Genomic DNA, 14,122 nt, shown 5'->3' with positions numbered 1-14,122 from the left:
CGGTCTACAAAAGCCTTATAAAATCAGGGCTGCGACCATTGGTAACGCAAACCGCTGCCATTATCGTCAACCTTGCGCAAACGACTCTCAAGCTGCAGCGCCCGCACCAGCTCGGACTGATCCCCTTGCAGGGTAAAGTTGAAGGTGACCTGATCCCCCTCCAGCTTGCCAATCGCCACCTTGCTGACGTTGGCCATCCCCTGCAGCATCTTCTGCACGGCGATCATGCTGTCCACTTCGGAGAGGCCATCTACCACCAGGGTCTGGCTGGTTGCCGGGCCAGAAATGCGAGCACCGTAGTTTTTCACCAGCCAGGCCGCCAGAGTATCAGCAAACCCTTGCGCCACTTCGGCCTGGGTGCCTGTGCTGTTGCCTCTGGTCAGTTCGGCAACTTCACCGGCCGCTTTGGGGCCGTAGAGTCCCCAGTCAATGCTCCACTTGTCACCTTCCGGTGTCAGCTTGCCCAGCACCACCATCTCGGCACCATAGCGCTGGCTCGCCTGCAAAATCGGGTCGGCAAAGCGCCCCCAGACGTCGGTGGCACTGACAGCCATGTTGTCATCGAGATCCATCAGCGGAATGCTGATGGGCAGCCCCAGCGTCTGGGCCTGCTCGCGCAAGGCTTGCGCCCAACCATCGCTGGATTGATCTGCCAGCAGGCGACGCTCCCCCTGATCCACCACCAGCCAGATGGCCATCTGGGGACGAGCCGGGCCAAGCAGGGCAAACTGGCTCTCGGAGACCAGGCTGTTGACCTTGTCACTCTTGAACTCGGCTTTCAAATACTTGACCGAGTCCTGATCCTGATAGCCATAGCTTTTGACATAGTCGCCCGGGGCTGCCAGCGCCTTGACTACTGCCGGCTGGGTAAGGATGTCGCGCTTGCCGGTCACCTTGATCAGCACCTGACCCAGCGCCTGCCCTTGAGCGGCCACCATGTCACCGCTGGTCGGTGCCTTGCCCTGATAGAGATCGGTCACCTGTGCGGCAGAGACCATAAATGACAAGCCGCAACAGAGGGCGGTCACAACACGTTTGAACATGAACAGAGTCTCGAAATGGGAGAGTGTGCTTATGGTAGCGGCAAGGCGCGCCCTGCGGCAAGGCTGGCACCAGTGGCCACAAACAGCAGAGCCGACGAGGCGCCGGCTCCGATCACCCCTTCCACATGGGAAGCGGGTTAATGCATCAACTTACTTGGTACCGAAGATCTTGTCGCCTGCATCGCCCAGACCCGGCACGATGTAGCCTTTCTCGTTCAGCCCCTGGTCGACGGAAGCGCAGTAGAGCTCTACGTCAGGGTGAGCGGCTTCCAGTGCCTTGATCCCTTCCGGCGCGGCAACCAGTACCAGCACCTTAATGGATTGGCAGCCTTTCTTCTTCAGCAGATCGATGGTGGCGATCATGGAACCGCCGGTAGCCAGCATCGGATCGATAACCAGCGCCAGACGCTCTTCGATGTTGCTGACGATCTTCTCGAAATAGGGAACCGGTTGCAGGGTCTCCTCATCGCGGTAGATACCGACCACGCTGACGCGGGCGCTCGGGATATGCTCCAGCACGCCATCCATCATGCCCAGACCGGCACGCAGGATAGGCACGACGGTGACCTTCTTGCCCTTGATCTGGTCAACTTCCACTGGCCCATTCCAGCCATCGATGATAACCTTCTCGGTTTCGAAGTCAGAGGTCGCTTCATAGGTCAACAAACTGCCCACTTCTTTGGCCAGCTCACGGAAACGCTTGGTGCTGATCTCGCCTTCGCGCATCAGACCGATCTTGTGTTTGACCAGGGGGTGTTTGACTTCAACGACTTTCATTATTATCTCCTCTAACTGCCGCAAAAAAATCGTAGAATCATACAACAAAAGCCGCCGCTTGTAGAGCATTTCCGCGCAAAAACGCGCAAACGATTTCCTTTCTGGTTTTTCACCGCCACTGTTAGAATACGCCCCGAATTTTACCCTCCACTTCTTTATATGACGGGGAATACGCGTGACTGACAAAACCTCACTGAGCTACAAGGATGCTGGCGTGGATATCGATGCCGGCAATGCACTGGTTGAACGTATCAAGGGCGTGTCAAAGCGCACTCGTCGTCCTGAAGTCCTTGGTGGTCTTGGCGGCTTTGGGGCCTTGTGTCAAATCCCTGCGGGCTACAAGGAGCCGGTGCTGGTCTCCGGCACAGACGGGGTGGGCACCAAGCTGCGCCTCGCCATCGACCTGAAGAAGCACGACACCGTGGGCATCGATCTGGTGGCCATGTGCGTCAATGACCTGATCGTGCAAGGCGCCGAGCCGCTGTTCTTCCTCGACTACTATGCGACTGGCAAACTGGACGTGGACACCGCCGCCGCCGTAGTCACCGGGATCGGTGCCGGTTGCGAGCAGTCAGGCTGTGCCCTGGTGGGCGGCGAGACCGCCGAGATGCCGGGTATGTATGAAGGGGAAGACTACGACATCGCCGGTTTCTGCGTCGGTGTGGTGGAGAAGAGCGAAATCATCGACGGCAGCAAGGTCGGTGAAGGGGATGCCCTGATCGCGCTGGCCGCCAGCGGCCCTCACTCCAACGGTTTCTCCCTGATCCGTAAAATTCTGGAAGTCTCCAAAGCCGACGTGCATCAGCCGCTGGGTGACACCACCCTGGCCAACGCCCTGCTGGAGCCGACCCGCATCTACGTCAAGCCGGTGCTCAAGCTGATCAAGGAGTGCGAGATCCACGCCCTCTCCCACATCACCGGCGGCGGCTTCTGGGAGAACATCCCGCGCGTCCTGCCTGCCAACACTCAGGCTGTGATCGATGAGCAGAGCTGGCAGTGGCCGGCAGTGTTCAGCTGGCTGCAGCAGGCGGGCAACGTTACCCGCTTTGAAATGTATCGCACCTTCAACTGCGGCGTCGGCATGATCATCGCCCTGCCTGCCAACCAGCTGGAGAAGGCGTTGACCCTGCTCAAGGCGGAAGGCGAGAACGCATGGCACATCGGTCATATCACCAAGGCAGCCGATGGTGAGGAGCAGGTCATCATCAAATGATGCGGATCCTCGTCCTAATCTCCGGCAGCGGCAGCAATCTGCAGGCGATCCTCGATCACTGCGCCAGCGGCAAGATTGCCGGTGACGTGGTCGGCGTCATCAGCAACAAGGCCGATGCCTATGGTCTGGTTCGTGCCAAAGAGGCCGGGGTCGCAACCGCCATTCTGGCCCAGCAGCAGTTTACCAGCCGGGAGGAGTATGACGCCGCCCTGCTGGCGCTGATGGCTGATTATCAGCCTGATCTGGTGGTACTGGCGGGGTTTATGCGGATCTTGAGTGGCGACCTGGTGCGCCATTTCGCCGGCAGGATGATCAATATCCACCCCTCCCTGCTGCCCAAGTATCAGGGCTTGCACACCCACCAGCGCGCTATCGATGCCGGTGACAGTGAGCATGGCGCCAGCGTCCACTTCGTCACCGAAGAGCTGGACGGTGGCCCGGTGATCCTGCAGGCCCGTGTGCCCATCTTTGCAGGGGATGAGGCCGATGAGGTCGCCGCCCGGGTACAGGCGCAGGAGCACAGCATCTACCCGCTGGTGGTACGCTGGTTCTGCGAAGGCAGGCTGCAGATGGTGGATGGCGCCGTGCGACTGGATGGCGCCCTGCTGGGCCCCGCTGGTTACGCCTGCGAGTAACCACTAACAACTGCATGTCAGATACAACAAGGGAGGCTTAAGCCTCCCTTGTCATTTCTACCTATCCGCACGATGGCAGCGGTCAGATCCGATTACGTTACGCGGCCAAGCGACCCTACACCGGATTGTCGATATCGATAAAGGTGACATCCAACCCGTGCACGGTCGCCAGCCACTCCCCCAGCGCCTTGACGCCGTAGCGCTCGGTGGCGTGATGGCCTGCCGCATAGAAGTGCATCCCCATCTCGCGGGCGGTGTGAATGGTCTGCTCGGAGGCTTCACCAGAGATAAAGGCATCGATGCCCTGCTCCGCCGCCAGATTGATGTAGCTCTGACCGCCGCCGGTGCACCAGGCCACGGAGCGGATCAGCTCGGGGCCGGTATCGCCACAATAGAGGGGTTCGCGGCCAAGGCGCTCGGCAATCAGCTTGGCAAAATCGCGGCCGCTCATCGGCTCTTCCCGCTTGCCCACCATGGCGACGCTCTTGCTGTTCCACGGCTCCAGACCGCGACGCACCTTGATGTCGAGCAGCTTGGCGAGCTGGGCGTTGTTACCCACCTCGGGGTGAACATCCAGCGGCAAATGGTAGGCAAACAGGTTGATATCGTGGGTCAGCAGGGTCTTGAGGCGACGCTGCTTCATGCCGGTGATCTGGGCCGGTTCACCGCTCCAGAAGTAGCCGTGATGGACCAGGATGGCATCGGCCTGCGCAGCCACCGCCGCGTCGATAAGCGCCTGACTGGCGGTGACACCGGTCACCACCTTGCGAATGCGCTCACGCCCCTCCACTTGCAAGCCGTTGGGGCAATAATCCTTGATGGCGTGCGGTTCGAGCAGATGGTTCAGTACGGTTTCGAGTTTTCGATGAGAGATCATAGGGGTCCCTTATTAAGGCTCGGTCCCCTGCTTTACCAGTAAAAACAGGGCCCAGGCTCAAAGCGCCAAGGACCCCATGATAATCGAGCCGGGCCGTCAAGACCATGACAGCCCCCACACAGTGCGGTTTCCCACATGCCTCAGGCTGGCAGGTCGATCCCCGCCTCCCGCATCTGGGCCAGCTTGTAGCGCAGAGTGCGCGGGCTGATGCCGAGTCGGTCGGCCACCGCCTTGCGGCTGCCGTTACAATCTTGCAGGGTGTCGAGGATGATCTGGTGCTCCTGCTGCTTGAGCTCGCTGCCGAGGCGATCGCTGCCATAGCTGCGCTCCACGCTGACAAACTCCATCTCCTGCTCGTCCAGCTCTTCCAGAATGAGGTAGTCACAATCAATGACCCCGTCCGGGCTGAGGATCAGGGCGCGCTGTACCACGTTGTCCAGCTCCCGCACGTTGCCAGGCCAAGGATGGGCCAGCAGCCGCTGCCGCGAGGCGTCCGTTAACTGTGGTGTCGGCAGCCCCTGCTGACTGGCATGAAGCGCCAGCAGGTGCTCCGCCAGCGGCAGAATGTCGCCGGGCCGCTCGCTTAGGGCTGACCAGCGCAGCGGAAAAACGTTGAGGCGATAGTAGAGATCTTCGCGAAACAAGCCATCCTGCACCGCTTTTTTCAAATCCCGGTTGCTGGTGGCGATAACCCGCACATCCAGCGGGATCATCTTGCGACTGCCGAGCCGCTCCACCTCTTTCTCCTGCAACACCCGCAGCAATTTGGCTTGCAGCCCCTGATCCATCTCGGTGATCTCGTCAAGCAGCAGGGTGCCCCCCTGCGCCTGCTCGAACTTGCCGGGGCAACCCTGTACCGCACCGGTGAAGGCGCCTTTCTCGTAGCCGAACAGGGTGGCCTCCAGCATATTCTCGGGAATGGCGGCGCAGTTGATGGCGACAAAAGGCTGCTCGGCGCGATTGGAGTTGTCGTGAATGTAGCGGGCCAGCACCTCTTTACCCGTCCCGCTCGGACCGGTCACCATCACGGTCGCTTCGCTTCTGGCCACCCGGGTCGCCAGCTGGAACAGCTCGGCAGTTTTGGGATCCCCATGGACCACGGCGCGCTTCTCCACCTTCTGGGCCGGTACGTAACGGCTCACCTGATTGAGCAACACCTCGGGGGAAAAGGGCTTGGCCAGATAGTCGATGGCCCCTTCGCGCATGGCGCGCACCGCGCCGTCGATGTTGGCGTAAGCGGTCATCAGTAGCACGGGGATCTGCGGATATTGCTGGCGGATATTGGCCAGCAGGGTGAGGCCATCCATCCCCCCCATCTGGATATCGGAGATCACCATGTCAAACGGCTGACGGGAGAGGGCCAGCAGGGCCCGCTCGCCGCTGTCCGCTTCACGGCACTCATAGCCCCCCAGCAACAGGGTATCCACCAACGCTTCGCGCAGGCCATTATCATCTTCAACTACCAGAATTCTGGCCTGTGTCATGCTACACCTCCTAGCTGCACCGGTTGCTGATGCAGGGGGAACGACAGAGTAAAGCAGGTGCCTTCACCGGGCACCGAGGCCACACCGACCTCCCCCTGATGGGCACGCACTACAGATTGCACCACCGCGAGCCCCAGGCCAGTGCCTTGGGAGCGAGTGGTAAAGAAAGGTTCGAATACCTGACCGAGCTGATGGGAAGGGATCCCCTTGCCATTATCGATGACACGCATCTCCACCCTGCCACCACTGCGCACAGCGCTGACCAAGAGTGACGTGGCCCCCGCCTGCTGGGCATTGGCAATCAGGTTGTTGATAGCGCCCGCCAGCGCACTGCTGTTGGCCAGCAGACAGAGATCGGGCTCCGGCGCCTCCATGTGCAGATCGCACCCTTGCTGCTGACAGAATGCCTCGGCACCGGCCTGTACTTCGGCCAGCAGCCCTCGTACCGAGATGGGGGTGACCACCTGATTGTCGCCGTTGCGAGCAAACAGCAGGATGTCGTTGATCTGCTTCTCCAGATCCTGCAAGCGGGCCATCAGCTTTTGCTGAAACTGAGTGCGGGATTCCGGCTTGAGGGTGCGGTTGGCCAGATTGGCGGCATAGAGCATGGCGGCGGAGAGTGGAGTGCGGATCTGGTGGGCGAGCGAGGCCGCCATATTGCCCAGCGCCGACAGTCGCTTCATGTGGTTGATGCGATCTTGCAGTTTGCGGGTTTCGGTCAGGTCGTTGATAAACACCAGCTGGCCGGGCTGATCCGGCAACGGCTGAGTCGAGAGCTGCACCCGGCGCCCGTCGCGCAGGGAGATCTCGTGGCCATCATCCTCGCGCGGCTCGAAGCAGCGGGCAATGATGTGGCGCCAGAGCTCCCCTTCCAGCGGCTCCCCCAGCAGAGAGATGGCCGCCGGATTCGCGCGGGTGACCACCCCAGCGCCATTCAGCAGCAACACCCCGGTGGGGAGCGCCTTGAAGATGGCGTAGAGCTGGCTCACTTCGTGGGACTGGAGTGGCATGTCCTGCTGCACGATTGTCATAAAGCTGACCTCAAACTGGCTGTTGGGTCAGCTTATTCAATTTTCATGCCACTAAAATATGTAATTTAAAACAATAAGTTAAACATGGGCGTCAAGGCTTTGACCTCAGACGTCCTTGCTCATCCCGTACTTTTTCATCTTCTCCACCAGGGTAGTGCGGCGCATGCCGAGCAGATCGGCGGCACGGGCCACCACCCCATCCTGAAACTCCAGCGCCTGGCGGATCAGCTCCACTTCGAGGTCGGCCAGTATCTCCTTGAGATTAACCCCCTCCTCCGGCAACTGCATGGTGCGGGCCGCAGCGAGAGAGTGATCCAGTTCGGGGGGATCCTGGAATACCGCTGCCAGCGCATCCCTCTCATCCATCTCGGTCAGCCTCTCATCTCGCGGCTGACACGGCAGCAGGCGATAACGGCTCGGCAGATCGGCCACATCGACGATCTGGTGCGGATAGAGGATGAGCAGCCGCTCCAACAGGTTGGATAGCTCGCGCACATTGCCGGGCCAGGGGTATTGCATCAGCGACTCCAGGGCCCGCTGGGTCAGGCGGATAAAGCTGTGGTGCTGCTCGGCATGGCGGTTGAGCAGCTCCTGGAGCAGCAGCGGGATGTCGTCGGTGCGATCCCGCAGCGGCGGCGTCTCAATCGGGAAGACGTTGAGGCGGTAATAGAGGTCTTCACGAAAACCCTGGGTGCGGATCAGCGCCTCCAGATCCCGGTGGGTCGCCGCAATGATCCGCACATCGGCCTGAATCGGCTTGCCACCCCCGACCCGATCGAACAGCCGCTCCTGCAGCACACGCAGCAGTTTGACCTGCATCGGCATCGGCATGTCGCCGATCTCATCGAGGAACAGGGTGCCCCCCTGCGCCAGCTCGAAGCGGCCGCGCCGGGCAGCGATGGCGCCGGTGAAGGCCCCCTTCTCGTGGCCGAACAGTTCGCTCTCCAGCAACTCGGCAGGAATGGCGCCGCAGTTGATGGGCACAAAGGGGCCTTGACTTCGGGAAGAGAGTTCATGGATAGCGCGAGCCACCACCTCTTTGCCGGTCCCCGATTCACCGAGGATCAGCACGTTGGCATCGGTCTCGGCCACCTGGCTGATGAGACGCCGCACCTCCTGGATCCCCTTCCCTTTGCCCACCAGCAAACGCAGCAGCGTCTGCCCCTTGTCATGGGTCTGCTGACGGGGATGCAGGGAGACAAACGCCTGACAGAAGTGCAAATGACGGGTAAGGGATTCATAGGTAAAGGGTGACCGCGCCACCCCGATGAAGTTGCTGTTGGGCAGATCCGCCTCGACCAGCGAGAGGAACGGCGTGCGGGGAAAGGCTATCAGCAGATCCGGCAAGGGGCGGCCGCTCAGCTCACCCACCAGCACCCCTTGCAGCGGGCCGGAGGATTCGATAGCGACATCCAGATCGCTTTGCGCCACCTCTTGCCACGGGATCCCCATAAACGAGAGCACTGTTCCCAATTGCTGGCGCCGCTGCGCATCGGCATCAACAATCAACACGCCCATCTCCACCATATCCATTCCTCGCGATGTCCTAATCTAACTTATTGTTTTATTTGGTCATAAAATGCCGGTGAACGACGTCATGACCGACACACAAAGTGCCAAAATTCCGACGCATTGTCAAAAATTGTCGCATTCAGGCTAAGTGAATCGACAGAAACGGGGGATGAGATACGTTTTGCCGGGCATTTTTCTGCGCCTTGCAGGCCTAGGATACAAACAAAACTGCCCTCGTCAGAGGGCAGTGGCAACGCAGCGAGACCGACTCAGTGGTGGTTATGGTGGTGGGGGGCCGCGTAGCGACACTCGGGAAAGCGGCTGCAAGCCAGAAAGAGCCGACCAGCGTGAGGGCCCTTTTTCGCCTCTCGCTCCACCAGCAACGCATCGCAGCGGGGGCAGTGGTGTGCTTCACGCACCTCGTCATCCTCCACACCGGCAAACAGTTCCTCGGCCAGATCGCCCTCCGTGGCATGCTGTTCTGCTATCCGCTTGCCAGCCCCCGCGGAAGCGGTCAACACGGCGCCACTCGTCGAGATGGCGGAGCCCGGCGCCGAGTGGCCGTGGCCGCCAGATCCCACATCCACGCCATCCAGCAGCAAGGGGTTGAAGGTCGGCTCGCGGCGAGCCCCGGGCGGCAGATCCTCTACCAGCGGCTCACGGGTTTTGACCAGTAGCGGCAGGATCTGTTCGCGCAGCTCTTCCACCAGATAGCTGGCACTTGCCGGGATCTGCAGCAACGGCAGACCGGCGCTGTCGCAGGCAGTTTTCAGAAAGAGATCCCGCGCCTTGCGCTTCTGGTGACGGTGAGAGCTGTCATCGAGTTCGATGGCACAGATAAAGGAAAGATCAGAGGGGTGGCAAAGCAGGTAGTCGAAATGCTTGGCGCTGATCTTGTTGAAGTGCTGCTGCCATTTGCTTTTGCCGATCCCGGCCTGCGGCGTCAGCACATCGGCCACCCGTACCTTGGCAAAGACCCGGGCCTTGTCACTCACAGCCAGATCCAGCACCCCGAGGAAGGATCGTTCGGCGGGACTGAACAGGGTCTCCTGCACATCATAGGGCAGGCGCTTTTGCTGTCTACCTCTGCTCCAGAAGATCGCCAGCACAAGCAGCAACAGCAACAGCAATCCCGATAGGACAAGGGTATTCATGAGAGCACGATCCAGTTCACAACACGAAAGGGGAACCACTTTACCACAGCCGCCACGGAGCAAGGCAGAAGACAAGCGTATGGAAAGTGTAAAAGTCCCGTCTTTTTATCTATTTGCCCGCAGGCGGGGGTTCATATGACCAGCCACAGCAGGCACAATGGGGATCGAGCCAGAGTTCCAATTTCAAGGAGAGCAGGATGCAAAAGCAATTGGTGGTCACCGTGATCGGTGCAGACAAACCCGGGATCGTCGAGAGTTTGGCGGCCGTCATCAGCCGCGAGCAGGGCAACTGGCTGGGCAGCGCCATGAGCGAACTGGCGGGGCAGTTTGCCGGGATCCTTCATGTCTCCGTGCCCGATGAGCACTATCGCAGCCTGTGCGAAGCGCTGGCCCTGCTGCAGGGTCTGACTATCAGCTTTGCCGAAGGGATACCTACTGCCGAACCGGCTCATCAGATGATGATGACGGTGACCGGCAACGACCGCCCAGGCATCGTCCACGAAGTGGCCAGCATCCTGCGCCAGCTCGAGATCAACGTGGCCGATCTCACCACCGGTTGTGAACCTGCCCCCCACTCCGGCGCCCCGCTCTTCTATGCTCACGCGCTGGTTGCCCTGCCCGACGGGCTTGTCATGGATACGCTTATCACCGCGCTGGAATCCCTCTCCGACGATCTGGTGGTCGACATCGACGAAGCGTTCAGCGAGCAGTAACAATAATGTCATTTTTTTGTCATATATTAACGCCATAACTGCCGCGCAGACGCGACCTGAAACAGAGGCACAAGATGAGCACCGACAAGCAGTATGAAGAGAAAGAGCTGAGCTGGCTCTCATTCAATGAACGGGTGTTGCAAGAGGCAATGGACAAGACGGTGCCCCTCATCGAGCGGGTCCGTTTTCTGGGGATCTTCTCCTCCAACCAGGATGAGTTCTTCAAGGTACGGGTATCGGACGTCAAGCGCCGCATCCTCATCAATGAAGTACATGGTGGCGACGATGAAGCCAAGGTGCTGCTGCGCGCCATCCAACAGAAGGTGATGGCGCTCGGTGAGGCATTCGACAACACCTACAAGGAGTTGTTGATTGCGCTGGCCCGGCACAACATCTTCCTGGTCAACGAGAACCAGCTTTCCGAGACGATCCATAAGTGGCTGCGGGTCTTCTTCAAGGAGAAGGTACTGCGCCATATCATCCCGATCCTGCTCAACAAGGAGGTCAATCCGGTCAAGTTCCTCAAGGATGAGTACACCTATCTGGCCGTCGAGATGAAGAAGAACGGTCAGGTGATCCAGTACGCCCTGGTGGAAGTGCCGACCGATGACCTGCCCCGCTTCTTCCAGTTGCCGCCGGAAGGAACCCGGCGCAAGAAGCAGATCATCATTCTGGATAACGTCATCCGCTTCTGTCTCGACGAGATCTTCAAGGGCTTCTTCGACTACGACGAGATTGCCGCCTACGCGGTGAAGCTGACCCGGGATGCCGAATACGGACTCTCCGACCAGCTGGACTTGAGTCTGCTGGACAAGATGAGTGACGGCTTGAAGCAGCGTCTCACCGCCATGCCGGTGCGCTTCGTCTATGAACGGGAGATGCCGGCTGCCATGATAAGCTTCCTGAAACTCAAGCTGCAGATCAGCAGCTACGACGCCATCATGCCGGGCGGGCGCTATCACAACTTCAAGGATTTCATCGGCTTCCCCAATGTGGGCCGGGATTATCTGGAAAATCCCAAGCTGCCAGCCCTGGAGTGCCGCGACTTTGACGGCTTCGTCAACGCCTTCGATGCCATCACCAAGCAGGATATCCTGCTCTACTACCCGTACCACAAGTTCCACCACTTCACCGAGCTGGTGCGCCAGGCGGCATTCGATCCCGCTGTCAGTGCTATTCGCATTAACATCTATCGGGTCGCCAAGAAGTCGCGCATCATCCACTCCCTCATCGATGCCGCCAACAACGGCAAAAAGGTAACCGTGGTGGTCGAACTGCGCGCCCGTTTCGACGAAGCGGCCAACATCGACTGGGCCAACATTCTCACCGATGCCGGGGTCAAGGTGGTGTTCGGGGTGCCGAGCCTCAAGATCCATTCCAAGCTCTGCCTAATCACCCGCCACGAACATGGTGAGGCGGTGCGATATGCCCATATCGGGACCGGTAACTTCAACGAGAAGACCGCCAAGATCTATACTGACTTCTCGCTGCTGACCCGCCATCCGGACATCACTGCCGAGGTGGAGAGCGTGTTCGAATACATCGAATATCCCTATCGGCGCTACAAGTTCAACCACCTGCTGGTCTCCCCGATCAACAGTCGCCGTCAGCTCTATCGCCTGATCGACAACGAGCTGGCCAACGCCAAGGCGGGGCAACCCAGCGGCATCACCCTCAAGATCAACAATCTGGTGGACAAGGATCTCATCAATCGGCTCTATGCCGCCGGTCAGGCCGGGGTGCCGATCCAGATGATCATCCGTGGCATGTGCGCCCTGCGCCCGGGCGTGCCGGGCCTCAGTGACAACATCAAGGTGATCAGCATCATCGACCGCTTCCTCGAGCACCCTCGGGTGATGGTGTTCCACAACAAGGGCAACCCCCAGCTCTATATCTCCAGTGCCGACTGGATGAGCCGCAACATCGACGGCCGGATCGAGGTGGGGACCCCCATCTATGACGAGCGGCTCAAGCAGCGCATCATGGACATTCTCGAGCTACAACTCAGTGATACCTGCAAGGCGCGGGTCATCGATGCCGACCAGCAGAACGAATATGTGAAGCGGGGCAACCGCCGCAAAATTCGCTCTCAGGTGGTGATTTACGACTATCTCAAACGTATCGAGTCAAACAATGGATAATAGTCTCTATGCCGCCGTCGATCTCGGCTCCAACAGTTTTCATATGGTGATCGCCCACCTCAGCGAAGGGCGTTTTCGCATCGTCGATCGCATCAAGGAGCGGGTACGTCTGGCCGAAGGAATGGATGATCAGAAGCGGATGAGCCCAGAGGCGATGGCACGCGGCCTCGCCTGCCTGGCACTGTTTGCCGAGCGGCTTACCAACATCAAGCCGGATCAGATCCGCATCGCTGGCACCTACACATTACGCCGAGCCAGCAACGCCCGCGAATTCGTGAGCGCAGCGGCCAAGGTGCTCAACCACCCCATAGAGATCATCAGCGGCCAGGAAGAGGCACGCCTCATCTATCAGGGGGTCGCTCATACCCAGCATATCGAGGGTCAGGTACTGGTGATCGACATCGGCGGCGGCAGCACCGAGCTCATCATAGGTGAAGGGTTTGAACACAAGGCCCTCACTAGCCGCAAGATGGGCTGCGTCAGCTTTACCCAGAGCTTTTTTGCCAGCGGCAAGCTGAGCGACAAGCATTTCAGCAGTGCCGTGCTGGAGGCCCAGCACCAGCTCGCCCCCATCGTCAACCAGTACCGCAAGCTGGGCTGGCAGAGCTGCCTTGGCAGCTCCGGCTCCATTCGCACCGTGCGCGACGTGCTGCAGGGTGAAGGGCTGACTGATGGCTGCATTACCCTGGAGGGGCTGGAGCGGCTCAAGGCTGTGATGATTGAACGCAAGCGGGTCGATAATCTCAAGCTGGCAGGGCTTACCGAGGAGCGTCAGGAGGTGTTTGCCGCCGCGGTGGCCATCCTGCTTGGGCTGTTTACCTCACTGCCCATCGAGCGGCTCGACTACTCCGACGGTGCCCTGCGCGAAGGGCTGCTCTACGAGTTCGAGGAGCGCTTGCAGCACCACGATATTCGCGAGCGTACCGCACAGGCGCTCGGTACCCACTACCGGATGGACAGGAAGCAGGCCGCCCGGGTGGAGCAGAGTGTCTTGGCCCTATTCGATGCCCTGCAAGAACCCTGGCAGATGGAGATAGATCCCTATCGCGCCATCCTCGGCTGGGCGGCGCGGCTGCACGAAATCGGTCTTGCCATCAACTACAGCGGCATTCACCGCCACTCCGCCTATATCCTGCAACACACCGACCTGCCCGGCTTCAACCAGGACGATCAGGCTCTGCTGGCTGCGCTGGTACGTTTTCAGCGCAAGGGGCTCAAGCTCTCAGAGCTGCCGCCCCTGCCCAACCACGACCTGCAAACCGTGCTGCGCTGCATCCGCATCCTGCGTCTCGCCGTGGCGGCCCACCACAAGCGCCAGGATGATCTGCTGCCCGAGCTGAACGTGCAAGCGACTGGCGATCAGCTGGCAGTCAATCTGCCCGCCAGCTGGTGCGAGGAGAACCGGCTCCTGATGCAGAATCTGGAGAAAGAGCAACGCTACTGCCAGGAGCAGGGCTGGCCACTGTTGTTCCAGCTCGGCTAAACTGGAAAGATAAATGCAAAAGGCAGCTCAATGGCTGCCTTTTGCATATCAACCTACCC

12 protein-coding genes are annotated in these 14,122 nt (G+C 59.9%); 5 read left to right on the top strand and 7 right to left on the bottom strand.

Features of this window, described 5'->3' with window-relative positions:
* Window positions 1-23: 23 nt before the first annotated feature.
* A complete protein-coding gene (locus BN1125_RS12445; RefSeq protein WP_042012610.1) occupies window positions 24-1,043 on the bottom strand; it encodes a DUF2066 domain-containing protein in 1,020 nt (339 codons plus the stop codon).
* Window positions 1,044-1,193: 150 nt separating this feature from the next.
* Entirely contained in the window at window positions 1,194-1,820 is a 627-nt protein-coding gene (gene upp / locus BN1125_RS12440; RefSeq protein WP_042012609.1) for a uracil phosphoribosyltransferase, read from the bottom strand.
* A gap of 175 nt (window positions 1,821-1,995) precedes the next feature.
* Between upp and purM the strand changes: the two genes are divergently transcribed.
* Together purM and purN are read left to right on the top strand one after the other, a co-directional pair.
* Window positions 1,996-3,033, top strand: a complete 1,038-nt coding sequence (gene purM / locus BN1125_RS12435) for a phosphoribosylformylglycinamidine cyclo-ligase (RefSeq protein ID WP_042012608.1) — start codon at window positions 1,996-1,998, stop codon at window positions 3,031-3,033.
* Entirely contained in the window at window positions 3,030-3,668 is a 639-nt protein-coding gene (gene purN / locus BN1125_RS12430; RefSeq protein ID WP_042012607.1) for a phosphoribosylglycinamide formyltransferase, read from the top strand. The genes purM and purN overlap by 4 nt, the downstream gene beginning before the upstream one ends.
* Before the next feature lie 115 nt (window positions 3,669-3,783).
* Here the strand turns inward: purN and BN1125_RS12425 are convergent, their stop codons facing one another.
* The 5 genes from BN1125_RS12425 to BN1125_RS12405 all read right to left on the bottom strand — a co-directional run bounded on the left by BN1125_RS12425 (window position 3,784) and on the right by BN1125_RS12405 (window position 9,726).
* Entirely contained in the window at window positions 3,784-4,545 is a 762-nt protein-coding gene (locus tag BN1125_RS12425) for a Nif3-like dinuclear metal center hexameric protein (RefSeq protein WP_042012606.1), read from the bottom strand.
* Between the two features lie 140 nt (window positions 4,546-4,685).
* On the bottom strand, window positions 4,686-6,029 hold the full coding sequence (locus BN1125_RS12420; protein WP_042012604.1) for a sigma-54-dependent transcriptional regulator: 1,344 nt from the start codon (window positions 6,027-6,029) through the stop codon (window positions 4,686-4,688).
* The gene (locus tag BN1125_RS12415) at window positions 6,026-7,060 is read right to left on the bottom strand and encodes a sensor histidine kinase (protein WP_042012602.1); all 1,035 of its coding nucleotides are present in this window, start codon (window positions 7,058-7,060) and stop codon (window positions 6,026-6,028) included. The genes BN1125_RS12420 and BN1125_RS12415 overlap by 4 nt, the downstream gene beginning before the upstream one ends.
* A 105-nt stretch (window positions 7,061-7,165) precedes the next feature.
* Complete coding sequence (locus tag BN1125_RS12410) at window positions 7,166-8,587, bottom strand: sigma-54 dependent transcriptional regulator (protein ID WP_042012601.1); 1,422 nt, start codon at window positions 8,585-8,587, stop codon at window positions 7,166-7,168.
* Between the two features lie 254 nt (window positions 8,588-8,841).
* Window positions 8,842-9,726 carry a DUF2726 domain-containing protein gene (locus BN1125_RS12405; RefSeq protein ID WP_042012600.1) on the bottom strand — a complete coding sequence of 295 codons (885 nt, stop codon included), beginning with the start codon at window positions 9,724-9,726 and terminating at the stop codon, window positions 8,842-8,844.
* 197 nt (window positions 9,727-9,923) lie between these two features.
* Here BN1125_RS12405 and BN1125_RS12400 point away from each other — a divergent pair, with 197 nt between their 5' ends.
* The 3 genes from BN1125_RS12400 (at window position 9,924) to ppx (ending at window position 14,063) form a co-directional block, all read left to right on the top strand.
* The gene (locus BN1125_RS12400; protein ID WP_042012599.1) at window positions 9,924-10,439 is read left to right on the top strand and encodes a glycine cleavage system transcriptional repressor; all 516 of its coding nucleotides are present in this window, start codon (window positions 9,924-9,926) and stop codon (window positions 10,437-10,439) included.
* A 74-nt stretch (window positions 10,440-10,513) separates the two neighbouring features.
* Window positions 10,514-12,580 carry a polyphosphate kinase 1 gene (ppk1, locus tag BN1125_RS12395; RefSeq protein WP_042012597.1) on the top strand — a complete coding sequence of 689 codons (2,067 nt, stop codon included), beginning with the start codon at window positions 10,514-10,516 and terminating at the stop codon, window positions 12,578-12,580.
* Window positions 12,573-14,063 (top strand): exopolyphosphatase, encoded by a 1,491-nt coding sequence (ppx, locus tag BN1125_RS12390; RefSeq protein ID WP_042012596.1) that lies wholly within the window; start codon window positions 12,573-12,575, stop codon window positions 14,061-14,063. The genes ppk1 and ppx overlap by 8 nt, the downstream gene beginning before the upstream one ends.
* Window positions 14,064-14,122 lie beyond the last annotated feature (59 nt).

Origin of the sequence: Aeromonas fluvialis (genome assembly GCF_000819885.1) — a bacterium.
In the GTDB taxonomy this organism is placed as follows: domain Bacteria; phylum Pseudomonadota; class Gammaproteobacteria; order Enterobacterales; family Aeromonadaceae; genus Aeromonas; species Aeromonas fluvialis.
The sequence above is the reverse complement of the archived record's forward strand: the minus strand, read 5'-3'. Positions and strand labels throughout refer to the sequence as shown.

Bases quoted from the DNA above. Each gene is read 5' to 3' on its own strand.
- BN1125_RS12445 (WP_042012610.1), bottom strand. From the start codon at position 1,043: ATGTTCAAACGTGTTGTGACCGCCCTCTGTTGCGGCTTGTCATTTATG.
- upp (WP_042012609.1), bottom strand. From the start codon at position 1,820: ATGAAAGTCGTTGAAGTCAAACACCCCCTGGTCAAACACAAGATCGGT.
- purN (WP_042012607.1), top strand. From the start codon at position 3,030: ATGATGCGGATCCTCGTCCTAATCTCCGGCAGCGGCAGCAATCTGCAG.
- BN1125_RS12425 (WP_042012606.1), bottom strand. From the start codon at position 4,545: ATGATCTCTCATCGAAAACTCGAAACCGTACTGAACCATCTGCTCGAA.
- BN1125_RS12420 (WP_042012604.1), bottom strand. From the start codon at position 6,029: ATGACACAGGCCAGAATTCTGGTAGTTGAAGATGATAATGGCCTGCGC.
- BN1125_RS12415 (WP_042012602.1), bottom strand. From the start codon at position 7,060: ATGACAATCGTGCAGCAGGACATGCCACTCCAGTCCCACGAAGTGAGC.
- BN1125_RS12410 (WP_042012601.1), bottom strand. From the start codon at position 8,587: ATGGTGGAGATGGGCGTGTTGATTGTTGATGCCGATGCGCAGCGGCGC.
- BN1125_RS12405 (WP_042012600.1), bottom strand. From the start codon at position 9,726: ATGAATACCCTTGTCCTATCGGGATTGCTGTTGCTGTTGCTGCTTGTG.
- BN1125_RS12400 (WP_042012599.1), top strand. From the start codon at position 9,924: ATGCAAAAGCAATTGGTGGTCACCGTGATCGGTGCAGACAAACCCGGG.
- ppk1 (WP_042012597.1), top strand. From the start codon at position 10,514: ATGAGCACCGACAAGCAGTATGAAGAGAAAGAGCTGAGCTGGCTCTCA.
- ppx (WP_042012596.1), top strand. From the start codon at position 12,573: ATGGATAATAGTCTCTATGCCGCCGTCGATCTCGGCTCCAACAGTTTT.